Raw genomic sequence first — 14,505 nt, forward strand, 5'->3', positions numbered from 1 at the left:
CGCTGCAATGGCGGACTGCCCGCGCACGCGGGCACGCGGGCACGCGTTCGGCGCGTTCATTCAGCTTTCGACGAGGTGGCATCGATGACTGGCTTCAACTGGCACAACCCGTATCCGACGACCCGCATCCCGGTATTCGCGCGCAACGTCGTGTCGACGTCGCACCCGCTCGCCGCGCAGGCCGGGCTGCGGATGCTGTGGAAAGGTGGCAACGCGGTCGACGCGGCGCTGGCCGCCGCCGCCGCAATTGCCGTCGTCGAACCCGTGTCGTGCGGGCTCGGGGGCGACGCGTTCGCGCTCGTGTGGGACGGCGAGCGGCTGTCCGGTCTGAACGCATCGGGCGTTGCGCCGGCCGCGTGGAACGTCGACTATTTCCGCAAGCGCCACGGCGAGGATGCGCACGGCATCGCGAACAAGCCGATGCGCGGCTGGGATACCGTCACCGTGCCGGGCGTGATCGCGGGCTGGGAGGCGCTGCACGCGAAGTTCGGCTCGCTGCCGTTCGCGGACCTGCTCGAGCCGGCGATCGAGATCGCGGAGCGCGGTTATGCGGTGCCGCCGATCGTCGCGCACAAGTGGGCGGCCGCCGTGCCCGCGCTGCAGGGCCTGCCGGGCTTCGCGGAGACCTTCATGCCGCGCGGCCGTGCGCCGCTCGTCGGCGAACGCGTGTGCCTGCCGGGCCATGCGCAGACGCTGCGCACGCTCGCGAAGGATGGCGCCCGTGCGTTCTATGAAGGCGCGCTCGCCGAGCGCATCGCCGCGTTCGCCCGCGAAGGCGGCGGCGCGCTGACCGAAGCCGACCTGCGCGCATACCGGCCGGAATGGGTCGAGCCGATCGGCAAGCGCTTCGGCCGTCACACGATTCACGAGATCCCGCCGAACGGGCAGGGCATCGCCGCGCTGATCGCGCTCGGGATCGCCGAGCATGCGGGCGTGACCGATTGGCCGCTCGATTCGGTCGATTCGCAGCACCTGCAGATCGAGGCGATGAAGCTCGCATTCGCGGACGTCTATCGTTACGTCGCCGATCCGCGCGCGATGGAAGTGACGCCCGGGCAGATGCTCGACGATGCGTATCTCGCCGAACGCGCGAAGCAGATCGATCCCGCGCGCGCGACGCACGTCGGCGCCGGCCGCCCGCATTCGGGCGGCACGATCTACCTGTCGGCGGCCGACGAGCGCGGGATGATGGTGAGCTTTATCCAGTCGAACTACATGGGCTTCGGCTCGGGGCTCGTGGTGCCGGGCACCGGCATTGCGCTGCAGAATCGCGGGTACGGCTTCTCGATGGATCCGGCTTCGCCGAACGTCGTCGCGGGCGGCAAGCGGCCGTTCCACACGATCATCCCGGCGTTCGTGACCGAGGAGGTCGACGGCCGCACCGAGGCCGTGATGAGCTTCGGCGTGATGGGCGGCGACATGCAGCCGCAAGGCCATCTGCAGACTATCGTGCGGATGCTTGGCCATGGGCAGCAGCCGCAGGCCGCCTGCGATGCGCCGCGCTGGAAGGTCAACCGCGACTTCACGCTCGACGTCGAATCGACGATGAATCGCGCGACGGTCGACGCGCTGGCCGCACGCGGCCATACGATCAAGTCGATCGACGATCCTTACATGGATTTCGGTTCGGGGCAGTTCATCTGGCGTCTCGATCGCGACGATCGCGAGCGCGGCTACGTGGCCGCGAGCGACAGCCGGCGCGACGGTCTGGCGGCCGGCTTCTGACGGTTCGCCGCCGTTTCATGCGCTCGACGGGCGGCCGAACGGCCGCCCGTTTCGTTTGGTGCGGCCGTTCTGCTGAACGGCTGCAAGCAGTTCGAAGGACTCGTCTAACGAACGGCAACAGACGCCGTGGAACCGCGCCTTTCCGGTATGGTCAGTGCTCTGGAGCACGAACGTCAAAGTCCGGCTAAGATGCCAGGATGGTTCGGCCGGACCAATTCACTAGAAACGCAAGTAATACGCCGCCTGCGGGATGGTCGGCGCCTGTGCCGAAGGCATGGGCCGGCCCCCGCGCGACGACTGGGAGCGCACCACCATGGACACTAAAACGACGCATGTCATGCCGTGGCGAATCGAGGACATCGACCTGAACCGGATCGATCGTCAGCGTGCCGCCGCGAACGAGGATCTGCTGCTGCTGCTGTGCGCGTCGTCGTTCATCGAAAGCGGCTCGGATCTCTACACGAGCAATCTGAGCGAATTCTTCAACGACGATCCTGAAGTATCCGAGTGGCTCAACAATGCATGGGAGCACGAAGAATTGCAGCACGGCCGCGCGCTGAAGGCGTACATCGCGCACGTGTGGCCCGAGTTCGACTGGGATACCGCGTTCGCGAATTTCTTCGCCGAGTATTCGAAGACCTGCAAGGTCGAGGCATTCGAGAAGACCCGCGCGCTCGAGATGGTCGCGCGCTGCGTCGTCGAGACGGGCACGGCCACGCTCTATCGTGCGATCAACGAGTGCTCGGACGAACCCGTGCTGAAGGAAATCACCGACAACATCCGCACCGATGAAGTGCGTCACTACAAGCACTTCTTCAAATTCTTCAAGAAGTACAACAAGCTCGAAGGCAATGGCCGGCTCGCCGTGCTCGGCGCGCTGGCGCGCCGCGTGATGGAAATCAAGAACGAGGATTCCGAGATCGCGCTGCGCCACGTGTTCGCGGTTCGTTATCCGGATCGCGTCGGCGACAGCCAGTACAACCGCGAGCGCGCCGCGCGCATCAGTACGCTCGTGCGGCGCAACCTGTCGGCCGACATGTGCGTGAAGATGCTGCTCAAGCCGCTCGACCTGCCCGCGAAGATCCAGCCGGGCGTCCACTATCCGCTCACGAAGATCACGCGGCACGTATTCCTGCGCTGAGCTTCGCGGCGAGGCCCCGTCTGGCGTATGCTGCCGCATCGTCATCCGATCTTGATCCGCACCGGGGCCACGCCACCATGACCGATACCCATCGCCACGCGCTCGAACAATGGACGTTCGACGCGTGGCCGCCGGCCGTCGTATCGCTGTTCGACGGCACCGCGCTCGAGCGTCATGCCGATATCGCCGCATCGCTGATCGTCGCGACCGACGACGGCCAGTTGCGCACGACGCTGCTCGGCGTCGGCGAGATCTATGCGCACGATGCGCGCACGCTGCTGCTGGCGTTATGGCCGCAATCGCGTGCGGCGCGCGCGCTCGCGCAACGGCGCGCGGCCGCGTTGACGCTCGTCGCGGACGGCGCATTCTTTCAGGCGCAATTGAGGATCGAGCCGCTCGAAGGCGACTTCGGCGGACTGGCCGGATTCGCTGCGACGATCGCGCACGGCGATGCGCAGCGGGTCGGTTATGCGCGTCTCGCGACAGGCGTCACGTTCACGCTGGAAGGGGAGCGCGCCGCGGTGCTCGCGCGCTGGCAACGCCAGGTCGAGCACCTGCGGCGCGCGGCGGCGCGGCTTCAGTGACCGCGCTGGCCGCTGCGCGACGAACGGTTGCGGTTCGGGTGCGCGGCGTTGCCGTTCGCGGGGCGCGCGCTGTTGCCGCCGCCCGCCGGGCGTCCGCCGTTGCTGCCGGCACCGCCTTGCGTGCGCGGCTTCGCGGCCTTCTGCTGCGATGCTTTCGGTTGCGCGCTGCCGTCGCGCTTCGCGGCCGGCTGGCCTGAGCCGCTTGCGCGCGGCTGGCGATTGCCGCCACCGCCGCCACCGCCGCCACCGCCGCGCGGCTGCTGCTGCCCACGGCGCTGCTGGATCGGCTCCGGCTTCGCGTTCGGATCGGGTTCGAAGCCCGGGATCACTTCCTGCGGAATCTCGCGCTTGATCAGCCGCTCGATGTCGCGCAGCAGCTGCTTCTCGTCGACGCACACGAGCGACACGGCTTCGCCGGTCGCGCCCGCGCGGCCCGTGCGGCCGATCCGGTGCACGTAATCCTCGGGCACGTTCGGCAGGTCGAAGTTGACGACGTGCGGCAACTGGTCGATGTCGATCCCGCGCGCGGCGATATCGGTCGCGACGAGCACCTGCAGCGTGCTGTTCTTGAACTCGGCAAGCGCGCGTGTGCGGGCCGACTGGCTCTTGTTGCCGTGGATCGCCATCGCGCTGATGCCGTCCTTCGTCAGCTGTTCGGCGAGCCGGTTCGCGCCGTGCTTGGTGCGCGTGAACACAAGCACCTGGAACCAGTTGTGTTCGCGGATCAGGTGCGTGAGCAGTTCGCGCTTGCGATCGCGGTCGACCGGATGGATCTTCTGCGCGACGCTCTCGGCGGTCGTGTTGCGGCGCGCGACCTCGATCAGCGCGGGCGAGTCGAGCAGGCTGTCGGCGAGCGCCTTGATCTCGTCGGAGAAGGTTGCCGAGAACAGCAGGTTCTGGCGCTGCGGCGGCAGCTTCGCGAGCACACGCTTGATGTCGTGGATGAAGCCCATGTCGAGCATCCGGTCGGCTTCGTCGAGCACGAGGATGTCGAGATCCGACAGGTCGATCGTCTTCTGCTGCATGTGGTCGAGCAGGCGCCCCGGCGTCGCGACGACGATGTCGACGCCGCGCTTGAGCGCATCGATCTGCGGATTGATGCTGACGCCGCCGAACATCACGGTCGAGCGCAGCTTCAGGTACTTGCTGTAGGCACGGACGCTTTCCTCGACCTGCGCGGCGAGTTCGCGCGTCGGCGTGAGGATCAGCGCGCGCACCGCGCGCTTCGCGCCGCGATGCTCGGCGTAGAACGTGTGCAGGCGCTGCAGGATCGGCAGCGTGAAGCCGGCGGTCTTGCCGGTGCCTGTTTGTGCGCCGGCGAGCAGGTCGCCGCCGCCGAGCACGGCGGGGATCGCCTGCTGCTGGATCGGAGTCGGCGACGTGTAGCCGAGCTCGTTGACCGCCTTGACAAGCGGTTCGGCCAGGCCGAGAGATTCGAAAGACATAGATACCACTCTTGAGTTTTATGATCGGCGACACCTCGCGCGGCCCGCGCGGGGACTGGCGTCGCAAAAAGCAAAGGGGCGCGGCTGCGGTTTCCCGCAGCCGCGCCCCGTTTGCGTCACGCGTTATTTAGTCAAGCGGCGCGGAACGCAGGTCGCTCACCTGTTGCGGCGAGATCGGCGTACCGTTGTTGCCCCACGACATCCGGATATACGTTACAACGGCTGCGACTTCCTGGTTCGACAGCGACTGCGCGAACGGCGGCATGCCGTACGGACGCGGATTCTTGAACGTGCTCGGCGGATAGCCACCGTTCAGCACCATGCGGATCGGGTTGACAGCCGATTCCATCATGATCGAATGGTTGCCCGCGAGCGGCGGATAGGCCGGCGGCTTGCCCGCGCCGGTTTCGGCGTGGCAGGTCGCGCAGTTGTCGGCGTAGATCTTCTTGCCCTGATCGAACAGCGCATTGCCGAACTGCTTCGACGGCTCGTACTGCATGTTCTTCGGCGCTTCAGCCTTCTGCGGGATCGACTTCAGGTACGTCGACATCGCACGCGTATCTTCGTCGGTCATGTACTGCAGGCTGTTGTGGACCACGTCCGCCATCGGGCCGAACACCGCGCCCTTCTGCGACACGCCGGCCTGCAGCAGGTCGGACAGCTCCTGTACGTGCCAGTCGCCGAGGCCGAGTTCCTTGTCGTTCGTCAGCGACGGCGCATACCAGTTCTGCAGCGGGATCAGGCCGCCTGCGAACGCCGACGAGTTCACCGGGCCGCCCATCATGTTGATCGACGTGTGGCACATCGAGCAGTGGCCGAGGCCTTCGACGAGGTAGGCGCCGCGGTTCCATTCGACCGACTTCGTCGGATCCGGCTTGTACTCGCCTTCCTTGAAGAACAGCGTGCGCCAGCCGATCAGCAGGTTGCGGTTGTTGAACGGGAACTTCAGTTCGTGCGGACGGCTCGGCACCGACACCGGCGGGACCGAACGCAGGTACGCGTAGATCGCGTCCGAATCCGAGCGCGTGACCTTCGTGTAGCTCGCGAACGGGAAGCCCGGGTAGAGCAGGCTGCCGTCCTTCGAGCGACCCGTGTGCATCGCGCGGTAGAAGTCGTCCGACGTCCACTTGCCGATGCCGTCCTTGTCGTCCGGCGTGATGTTCGGCGTGTACATCGTGCCGAACGGCGTCGCCATCGGCAGGCCGCCCGCGAACGACTTGCCGCCGCGCACGGTGTGGCACGCGATACAGTCGCCGACGCGCGCGAGGTATTCGCCCTTCTTGATCAGCGCGGCCTGGTCGGCCGGCGTGGCCGCGACGGCGGCAGCGCCGTGCAGCGTATCGTTGCCCGGCCACAGGACCGGCACGAGGGCGGCAGCCGCGACGATCGCGACAGCCGAGAGTGCAAACAGGGACTTGCGTTTCATTGTGTCTGTCTCCCTTGCCTTATTGCGGTTCGCTGCCGCAGGCGAGCGGAGTCTTCATCGAGCGCGCCGGGGCCGGCACGGGGTTGGCGGGCGCCGGTTGCGCGGCGAGCCATGCGGTCACGGCCGTCACGTCTTCGTCGGAAAGCTTCGCCGCGATGTCGTGCATGCAGTCCGGTGCCTTCGCGTGGCGGTTGCCCGAGCGCCATGCGCCGAGCTGTGCGCTCAGGTAATCGGCGTGCAGGCCGACGAGGCCCGGGATCGCCGGCTGCATGCCGGTCAGCCCTGCGCCGTGGCAGGCCACGCAGGCCGGCAGCTTGCGGGACGGGTCGCCCTGCGTGACGAGCTGCTTGCCGCGTGCGAGCGTGGCGGCCGGCAGCGTCGGCTTCGCCGGCGCCGGGTACGGCGGACGCTCGGCCGAGAAGTGCTCGGCGATTTCGCGCAGGTAGTCGTCGTTCAGGTAGGTCAGCAGGTAGTTCATCGGCGGGTACTTGCGCCGGCCGTCACGGAAGTTGACGAGCTGGTTGTACAGGTACTCGGCCGGCTTGCCGGCAAGACGCGGGAAGTAGTCGTTGTCCGTGCCCTGGCCGTGGACGCCGTGGCATGCGGTACAGCCGCGCACGCGCTCGGCCATCGTATCGGGTGCCTTGAGCGGCGCCTGCTGGGCGTGCGCTTGCTCCGTGGGCTTGGTCTGCGCTTGGGCAGCGCTCATAAGGCCCGCTCCGCCGATCAACAGAACGGCGAGCAGCGGACGGAAGAGGCGTCTTGAAGACACACGAGACTCCATGATTATTCGTCGGGGACCTTGTCCGGGCTACGATCGGCTCGGCGCATGGACGGCAGGACAGCCGGGCTGCTGCGACGCGGCATTCTATCATCGATGGGTAATGACGGCTATTTGGCAAAAGGACAACGGTTCCTGTCTGTTTGCGACTTGCGACAATTTGACGCGTATTGCACGGCGGCGAAGTGAACCGGCGTGCGCTTTCGCCATCGAAGACCGTACACTCGCGGGTCGCGCGGCGCCGCCTCCGCCGCAGGTCCAGTCATTTCTCCCGTTTCCGGATTCATCGATGACGTTTTCTACCGTGCCGTTGCCTCGTTCCCGCTGTCTGTCCCGTTGCCGCCGCGCCGCCGGCCAGCCGTTTCCGGGAGGGTGCGCGCAATGAAGTTCGACAGCTTGTGGATCGGGCAGGTCGCGCTCGCGGCGCTGATGGACGCCGCGTTCGCGATGGCGGTCGGCTCGGCGCTGCTCAAGGCGTGGCTCGGCAAGGACGGCGCGCGGCCGGTCGTCTCGCCTTCGCATCCCGCGTGGTTGCGCGCACAACATTCGCTGGTCGCGGCGGCGCTGGCGCTCGTGCTCGCGGATCTCGGCTGGCTGCTCTACGAGGCCGCGACGATGAGCGGCGCTGGGCTCGGCGGCGCGTTCGCCGCGATTCCGACCGTGCTGATGCAGACGCACGCGGGTTTCGCGTGGAGCGTCGCGTTCGCCGGCGCGGTGGTGCTCGCGATCGTCGCGCTGGCGAAGCCGGAGGGCCCGGGCGCGCACGCGGTGCTGTGGCTCGCGGTGATCGTGGTCGCGGCCGGCAAGGCATCGCTCGGCCATGCGGCCGATACGGGCGCGCTATCCGCGGCGGTCGGCGTGCAGACGCTGCACCTGCTCGCGACGGCCGTGTGGGGCGGCCTCGTGCTCGCGGGCGGGCTCGCGGTGCTGCCGGCGCTCGGTTCGTCGGTCGCACGCGGCGCGCTGATCCGCATCGGCCAGCAACTGTCGCGTACGTCGATCATCGCGGTCGTATTCTTGCTCGGGACGGGCGTGCTCAATGCGCTGCGTGGGCTCGGCGACTCGCTCGCGCCGCTGGACGGCAGCACGTGGGGGCGCGTGTTGCTGCTGAAGCTGCTGCTCGTCGCGCTCGCGCTCGTGCTCGGCGGCCTGAACCGCTTCTCGGCGCTGCCGCGGCTGCGCCGCACCGCGTCGACCGAGGATGCGCACACGTTCCGCAATATCCTGCATCTCGAAGGGATGACGATGATCGGCGTGTTCGTCGCGGCCGCCGTGCTGTCGTTCAGCGTGCCGGGGTTCGCGTCGCTCGGCTGACGGCGGGTTCCGCGCGGCGCGACGCAAGGCCGCCGGCGCGTGCCCGGCACGTGCCCGGCACGTGCCGCTCGTCGCGCCGCTCACGTAAAACGGCCGCCTGTCGGGCGGCCGTTCCGAAGTCGATGCGTACCGCGCGGGCCGCAGCCGCGCGCGATGCGCATCGCGCTCACCACTCGGCGACGCTGCCGTCCGCGTGGCGCCACACCGGGTTGCGCCAGCGGTGGCCCGTCTTCGCCATCTCGCGCACCTTTTCCTCGTTGACGTCGATGCCGAGCCCCGGGCCCTGCGGGATCGCGACGAAGCCGTCTTCGTAGCGGAACACCTCGGGGTTGCGCAGGTAGTCGAGCAGGTCGTTGCCCTGGTTGTAGTGGATGCCGAGGCTCTGCTCCTGGATGAACGCGTTGTAGCTGACCGCATCGAGCTGCAGGCACGCGGCGAGCGCGATCGGGCCGAGCGGGCAGTGCAGCGCGAGCGCGACGTCGTAGCTCTCCGCGAGCGTCGCGATCTTGCGGCACTCGGTGATGCCGCCTGCGTGCGACGCGTCGGGCTGGATGATGTCCACGTAGCCGCCCGCGAGGATGTGCTTGAAGTCCCAGCGCGAGTACAGCCGTTCGCCGAGCGCGATCGGCGTGTTGGTCTGGTTGACGATGTCGCGCAGCGCCTCGGCGTTCTCCGACAGCACGGGCTCCTCGATGAACATCAGCTTGTACGGGTCGAGCTCCTTCGCGAGCACCTTCGCCATCGGCTTGTGCACGCGACCGTGGAAGTCGACGCCGATCCCGACGTGCGGGCCGACCGCGTCGCGCACGGCTGCGACGTTCGCGATCACCTGCTCGACCTTGTCGTAGGTGTCGACGATCTGCAACTCCTCGGAGCCGTTCATCTTCACGGCCTTGAAGCCGCGCTCGACGACCGCGCGCGCATTGTTCGCAACGTCGCTCGGCCGGTCGCCGCCGATCCACGAATACACCTTGATGCGATCGCGCACCTGGCCGCCGAGCAGCGCGTGCACCGGCACGCGGTGATGCTTGCCCTTGATGTCCCACAGCGCCTGGTCGACGCCCGCGATCGCGCTCATCATGATCGGGCCTCCGCGGTAGAAGCCCGCGCGGTACATCACCTGCCAGTGATCCTCGATCAGCAGCGGGTCGCGGCCGACGAGGTAGTCGGCCAGTTCCTGCACCGCGGCCTCGACCGTGTGCGCGCGGCCTTCGACGATCGGCTCGCCCCAGCCGACGATGCCCTCGTCGGTTTCGATCTTGAGGAACAGCCAGCGCGGCGGGACGACGAAAGTTTCGAGGCGGGTGATTTTCACGATACGAGTCTCCATGGTTGACCGGCGCGGGCGCTCGGGCGCAGCGCACGGTCGCGTGCTTTCTCGGTTATCCTAGCGTATCCCGATAAAAAATAGTATTAATAGCACTATTGTGCAGATAGTGGGCTGCCGGCACGCGGGCCCAACGGAGAACGATCATTCAACACGACCTGCATGGACAGACGGCCTTTCGGCTTGCGACGGCGATCCTGCGCGGCGACTATCCGCCCGAATCGCTGCTCCCAAGGGAGCCCGACCTGATGGAACTGTACGGCGTGAGCCGCACGGTGATGCGCGAGGCGCTGCGCACGCTGACGTCGAAGGGGCTCGTGGAATCGCGGCCGAAGGTCGGCACGCGCGTGCGGCCGCGCCATGCGTGGAACCTGCTCGACGCCGACCTGCTCGACTGGTACGCGCGCGTCGCGCCGCCGCTCGCGTTCGCGCTGAAGCTGCAGGAGATGCGCGAAATGATCGAGCCGTATGCGGCCGCGCTTGCCGCGCGCGCGCATACGCCGGAAGCGTTCGGCGCGATCGACGACGCAGCGCGCGCGATGGCCGATGCACGCAACGTCGACGAATGGGTGCGCGCCGACCTGCGCTTTCACCTGAGCGTGCTCGCGGCCGGCGGCAACGAACTGCTGGTGCCGCTCGGCGCGCTGATCGATCGCACGCTCGAGGCGCAACTGCATCTGAATGCGCGCCGCGCGGACGTGTACAACGCGTCGCTCGCCGAGCATACGGCCGTCAGCGACGCGATCCGCGTGCGCGACGAGGACGGCGCGCGCCGCGCGATGGCGGCGCTGCTCGCGGTGACGCGCGCGCGGATCGAGATGTCGTGACGGGACGGGGCGGCGCCGTCAGGCGGCGTTTGCGCAGCCGCCCGGCTTGTGGATGCGCTCCGTCGATGCCGGGTACTTCGCGAGCAGGCTCGGCGGCCGCCGCGGGCGCACGACCAGGTCGCCGCCGCAGTTCGGGCAGCGGCCTTTCAGCACGTCGTCGGCGCAGGTCGCGCAGAATGTGCACTCAAACGTGCAGATGCGCGCATCTGCCGAATCGGGCGGCAGGTCCTTGTCGCAGCATTCGCAGCCGGGGCGCAGTTCGAGCATGATGGTTTTCCTTGGTTGGGGAGGGTCAGGACGGGCGCTGCCGGACATTGCGCGCGGCGCATGTGCGCGCTACTGTACCCGCTTGAATCGGCCTGGCCAACAGCGTCCGTCCGGGCGCCGTCGACGCGCACGGGCCGCATCGGGAGACGACCATGCTTTATCGCGGAAGCTGTCACTGTGGAGACGTCAAGTTCGAAGTGGAAGGCGACCTGCAGGGCGTCATGGCGTGCAACTGCTCGATCTGCCAGCGCAAGGGTGCGCTGATGTGGTTCGTGTCGCGCGACCACATGAAACTCCTCACGCCCGACGAGAATCTCGCGACCTACCTGTTCAACAAGCACGTGATCAGCCATCGCTTCTGCAAGCGCTGCGGGATGCATCCGTTCGCCGAGGGCGTTCATCCGAACGGCACCGCGATGGCCGCGATCAACGTGCGCTGCCTCGAGGATGTCGACCTCGACACGCTGCCCGTCACGCACTACGACGGCCGCTCGCACTGAGCGGCGTGCCGTCGCGTGAACGTACGTGCCGCGGTCAGGACGGCCGCCCCGCGGCGGCGCCTGGCGCGGGCATTTCCGCCTGCGGCGCGGGGTCCGCGCCGTGCGTGCCGGTGGCGGCCGGACGTTCGATCAGCGGCGCGAGCGCCGGCGCCATCGACTTCAGCAACTGCACGGCCATTGCGCTCGTGAAGTCGTAGCGCGCCGCGTACGGTTCGTGCGCGGTCGCCGTCAGGACCCCGAAGAACCGGTCGCCGATCACGAACACGAACGTGCCGCTGCGGTTCACCTTGCGCGACTCGATCAGCCGCGCGCCGCGCGCGTAGACGTTGAAGCGCTGGTCGCCCGTCCCGGTCTTGCCGTATACCTCGAGCGTCTTGCCGTCGGGCAGCGTGAAGCCGCCCGCGAGGCGGCGCGCGGTGCCGCTGAGCACGACGTCGCGCAGCAGCGTGTGCGCCACGTTGACGATTTCCGGCGACAGCATCGGCTGAGGCTGTGCGGCCGCGCGCACGAAGCGCGTCTCGTACGGTGTGCCCTTCGCGAAGTCGAGCCGCGTGATCGTCTCGGTCGGCGCTTTCTGGCCGCCGTTCGCGATCAGGCCGATCAGTTTCGCGAGCGCGTCGGGCTGGTCGCCCGATGCGCCGATCGCGGCCGCGTAGGACGGCGTGACTTCCGCGAACGGGTAGCCGAGCGCGCGCCACGACTTCGTGATCTCCGCGTACGCGCGCAGCTCGACCATGCGGCGGATGCGGCGGTCCTGGGTCGCGTGGTAGCGCGTCTTGTACAGCCACGAGTACGTGTAGAAACGCGCATCGCGGCTCTCGCGCTGGACCTCGCCGAGCGACGCGCTCGGGTGCGCGCGCAGGTAGTTGAGCGTCCACAGCGCGAGCGGGTGCACGCTCGCGATATAGCCGCGATCGTTGAGGTTGAAGCGGTCGATCGCGTACTTCGCGTAGAGCGCGGCGAGATCGTCGTCGGACAGCGTCGCGGCCGGCGTGCCCTTCAGTTGCGCGCGCATCTGCGCATTGAACCAAGCGAGCGATTCGTTCGGCGCGACGCTGCGCAGCACCGTCGCGATCTTCGGCGGTGACTTGCGCACGTCCTTCAGCATCAGCGCCAGCGCGTCGTCGGGTGCCTTGCCCGCATAGCGCGTGTAGTAGCGCTTCACGTAGACCTGGCTTTCGCCGTCGACGAACTGCTGCAGGTAATGCCGACGTTGTTCGGGATCGCCGAGCCACGACGACGACGGGCCGGCCGCCTGCAGCGTCTCGTAGTGGACGATGTCGCGCATCAGCCGCACGAATACGAGGTTGACCGAATGCTCGAACGCGGTATGCAGCGTCAGGATGCGGCCGTTGTCCGACTTCTCGAAGTTCGAGAACACCTGCGCGCCGCCGCCCGTGTAGAACACGTCGGGGCTCGCCGAATACTTGCGTTCGACGGCCGCGTCGAGCATCGCCTGCAGCGAGCGGTCGCGCGTATGCGACAGATAGTCGAGTGCCCAGCGCGACAGCCCGTCGACCGGGTCGGGCTTCACGCGCGCAAGCTCCGCGTTCGACAGGTTCGCATAGCGCGCATGCAGGTCGGAGACGATCTGCAGGTACGTGATCAGCGTGCGCAGTTTCGCGGTCGAGCCGAGGTTGATGCGGCCGCCGCGATTCACGTCGAACGGCTCGTTCACGCTGTCGGTCTGCACGCGCAGCATGTTCGCGCCGTTGCGGCGTTCGTACAGCGTGAAGCTGTACGTGAGATGCGACGGGTCGTCCTTCGGCGCGAGCATCTCGTAGCCGTAGAGGCCGGCGGCCTGCGCGCCGTCGCGCGTCGATGCCTTCGCGAGCCGCTCGGCGACGGCCTGCTGCACGCCGTTGTCGAGCGTGCTGGTCGCCTCCAGGTCGAGCAGGTCGAGCTGGTACACGTCGCTGATGCCGAGTGCCGACAGCAGCGACGCGCGCGCGGACGTCACGGCCTTGCGCGACACGAACGACTGCACCCGCGCGGCGGCAGGCGGCGCACTGCGTTCGATCTGCGCGGACAGCGCGGCATCGCGCAATGCAGGCGAGATCACGCCGCCGTTCGACAGCAGCCGCAGGTAGCTGTCGGTCAGCCGCTGCAGCGCCGGATAGCCGCGGTTGAGGAAGTACGACGGCGCGCGCTGCGCGATGATCAACGACAGCACCTCGCGGAACGTCTTGCCCTGTTCGTCGACGTTGTCGCCGGTCGTCGGCGCGGACAGGATCCGGTTCACTTCGTTGAAGTCGCGGCCGTACCAGGCGGCGAGACCGTCGCCGATGCCGGTGATTTCGCCGATATGCGGCCGCGCGGCGAGCGGCACCGAGTTCAGGTAGCGCACGACGATCGTGCGGCGCGCGAGCATCGTCTGCGGGCCGTTCAGATACGCGCGAACCGACGCCGACGCGATCTGCCGCAGCTTCTCGGGCGGCGTCGCGGTGCGGCCTTCGGGCGAATGGCGGAACTTCTCGATCTGGGTCGCGAGCGTGCTGCCGCCCGGGCGCGCCTGGTGACGGTTGACGACGTGCAGCGCCTGGTCGGCGAGCGCGCGGCTGAAGCGCCCCCAGTCGATCGCCGGGTTGCGGTTCGGTTCGTTCGCGTCGAGCAGGTAGCGATCCTCGATGAACAGCAGCGAATCGACGACCACGCGCGGCACCGTGTCGAAGTCGGCATAGACGCGCTGCGGGAACACGGTCGCGAACAGCGGCGCGCCGGTCGAATCGAACAGCATCAGGCCCGTCTGGTCCTTTTCTTCGTAAGGGAGGAACAACCCGCGCTCGCCGAGCGACAGCATCCGTTGCGAATCGCGCGCCTGCTTGCCGACGACGAAGCCGCGCGCGAGCAGCCGCTCCTGGAACGACGGAATCATCGCGTAGCCGAGGCGCTGGTCGTAGGGGCCGTTCGCGGGGAAGCGGATGTGATCGCTCGGGCCCGTTTCGACCGTATAGCCGACATCGCGGGTGAGCTCGGACAGGTAGCGTGCCTGCAGCCGGGATGTTTCGATCTCGGTCTGCACGAGCCGCGCGACGATCGCGAGCGCGATCAGCAGCGCGGCCAGCAAAGACCATTTGACCCACGTCCAGACCGATGCGAGACCGGTCACGCGCGGAAGGATACGATTAAGCGGCCGATTCATGACGGCATCTCCCTGAGGGGAGGGCT

At 67.9% G+C, this 14,505-nt stretch carries 12 protein-coding genes; 6 read left to right on the forward strand and 6 right to left on the reverse strand.

Annotated elements, in window-relative coordinates; all coding sequences use genetic code 11:
• Positions 1-84: 84 nt before the first annotated feature.
• The 3 genes from DM992_RS06610 to DM992_RS06620 all read left to right on the forward strand — a co-directional run bounded on the left by DM992_RS06610 (position 85) and on the right by DM992_RS06620 (position 3,450).
• On the forward strand, positions 85-1,725 hold the full coding sequence (locus DM992_RS06610) for a gamma-glutamyltransferase family protein (RefSeq protein ID WP_111017839.1): 1,641 nt from the start codon (positions 85-87) through the stop codon (positions 1,723-1,725).
• 313 nt (positions 1,726-2,038) lie between these two features.
• Positions 2,039-2,866, forward strand: a complete 828-nt coding sequence (locus DM992_RS06615; RefSeq protein ID WP_111017840.1) for a ferritin-like domain-containing protein — start codon at positions 2,039-2,041, stop codon at positions 2,864-2,866.
• Between the two features lie 77 nt (positions 2,867-2,943).
• Positions 2,944-3,450, forward strand: a complete 507-nt coding sequence (locus DM992_RS06620; protein ID WP_072443440.1) for a hypothetical protein — start codon at positions 2,944-2,946, stop codon at positions 3,448-3,450.
• On the opposite strand, the gene DM992_RS06625 is transcribed toward DM992_RS06620, so the two are convergent.
• The 3 genes from DM992_RS06625 to DM992_RS06635 form a co-directional block, all read right to left on the reverse strand.
• A complete protein-coding gene (locus tag DM992_RS06625; RefSeq protein WP_111016170.1) occupies positions 3,444-4,895 on the reverse strand; it encodes a DEAD/DEAH box helicase in 1,452 nt (483 codons plus the stop codon). The two genes, DM992_RS06620 and DM992_RS06625, sit on opposite strands and share 7 nt — an antisense overlap.
• A gap of 127 nt (positions 4,896-5,022) precedes the next feature.
• Positions 5,023-6,321 carry a cytochrome c gene (locus DM992_RS06630; RefSeq protein WP_111016171.1) on the reverse strand — a complete coding sequence of 433 codons (1,299 nt, stop codon included), beginning with the start codon at positions 6,319-6,321 and terminating at the stop codon, positions 5,023-5,025.
• 19 nt (positions 6,322-6,340) lie between these two features.
• Positions 6,341-7,105 carry a c-type cytochrome gene (locus tag DM992_RS06635; RefSeq protein ID WP_111016172.1) on the reverse strand — a complete coding sequence of 255 codons (765 nt, stop codon included), beginning with the start codon at positions 7,103-7,105 and terminating at the stop codon, positions 6,341-6,343.
• A gap of 378 nt (positions 7,106-7,483) precedes the next feature.
• Between DM992_RS06635 and DM992_RS06640 the strand changes: the two genes are divergently transcribed.
• Positions 7,484-8,416, forward strand: coding sequence for a CopD family protein (locus tag DM992_RS06640; RefSeq protein WP_111016173.1), 933 nt, complete (start codon positions 7,484-7,486; stop codon positions 8,414-8,416).
• Between the two features lie 166 nt (positions 8,417-8,582).
• Here the strand turns inward: DM992_RS06640 and dgoD are convergent, their stop codons facing one another.
• The gene (gene dgoD / locus DM992_RS06645) at positions 8,583-9,731 is read right to left on the reverse strand and encodes a galactonate dehydratase (RefSeq protein ID WP_111017841.1); all 1,149 of its coding nucleotides are present in this window, start codon (positions 9,729-9,731) and stop codon (positions 8,583-8,585) included.
• A 155-nt stretch (positions 9,732-9,886) separates the two neighbouring features.
• Here dgoD and DM992_RS06650 point away from each other — a divergent pair, with 155 nt between their 5' ends.
• A complete protein-coding gene (locus DM992_RS06650) occupies positions 9,887-10,570 on the forward strand; it encodes an FCD domain-containing protein (protein WP_111016174.1) in 684 nt (227 codons plus the stop codon).
• An 18-nt stretch (positions 10,571-10,588) separates the two neighbouring features.
• Here DM992_RS06650 and DM992_RS06655 read toward each other — a convergent pair whose 3' ends face one another.
• Positions 10,589-10,837, reverse strand: a complete 249-nt coding sequence (locus tag DM992_RS06655; protein WP_111016175.1) for a DUF1272 domain-containing protein — start codon at positions 10,835-10,837, stop codon at positions 10,589-10,591.
• A gap of 152 nt (positions 10,838-10,989) precedes the next feature.
• Here DM992_RS06655 and DM992_RS06660 point away from each other — a divergent pair, with 152 nt between their 5' ends.
• The gene (locus tag DM992_RS06660; protein ID WP_111016176.1) at positions 10,990-11,337 is read left to right on the forward strand and encodes a GFA family protein; all 348 of its coding nucleotides are present in this window, start codon (positions 10,990-10,992) and stop codon (positions 11,335-11,337) included.
• 34 nt (positions 11,338-11,371) lie between these two features.
• Here the strand turns inward: DM992_RS06660 and DM992_RS06665 are convergent, their stop codons facing one another.
• Complete coding sequence (locus DM992_RS06665; RefSeq protein WP_111016177.1) at positions 11,372-14,479, reverse strand: transglycosylase domain-containing protein; 3,108 nt, start codon at positions 14,477-14,479, stop codon at positions 11,372-11,374.
• Positions 14,480-14,505 lie beyond the last annotated feature (26 nt).

It is taken from the genome of Burkholderia sp. JP2-270 (assembly GCF_003233675.1).
GTDB lineage: Bacteria > Pseudomonadota > Gammaproteobacteria > Burkholderiales > Burkholderiaceae > Burkholderia > Burkholderia pyrrocinia_C.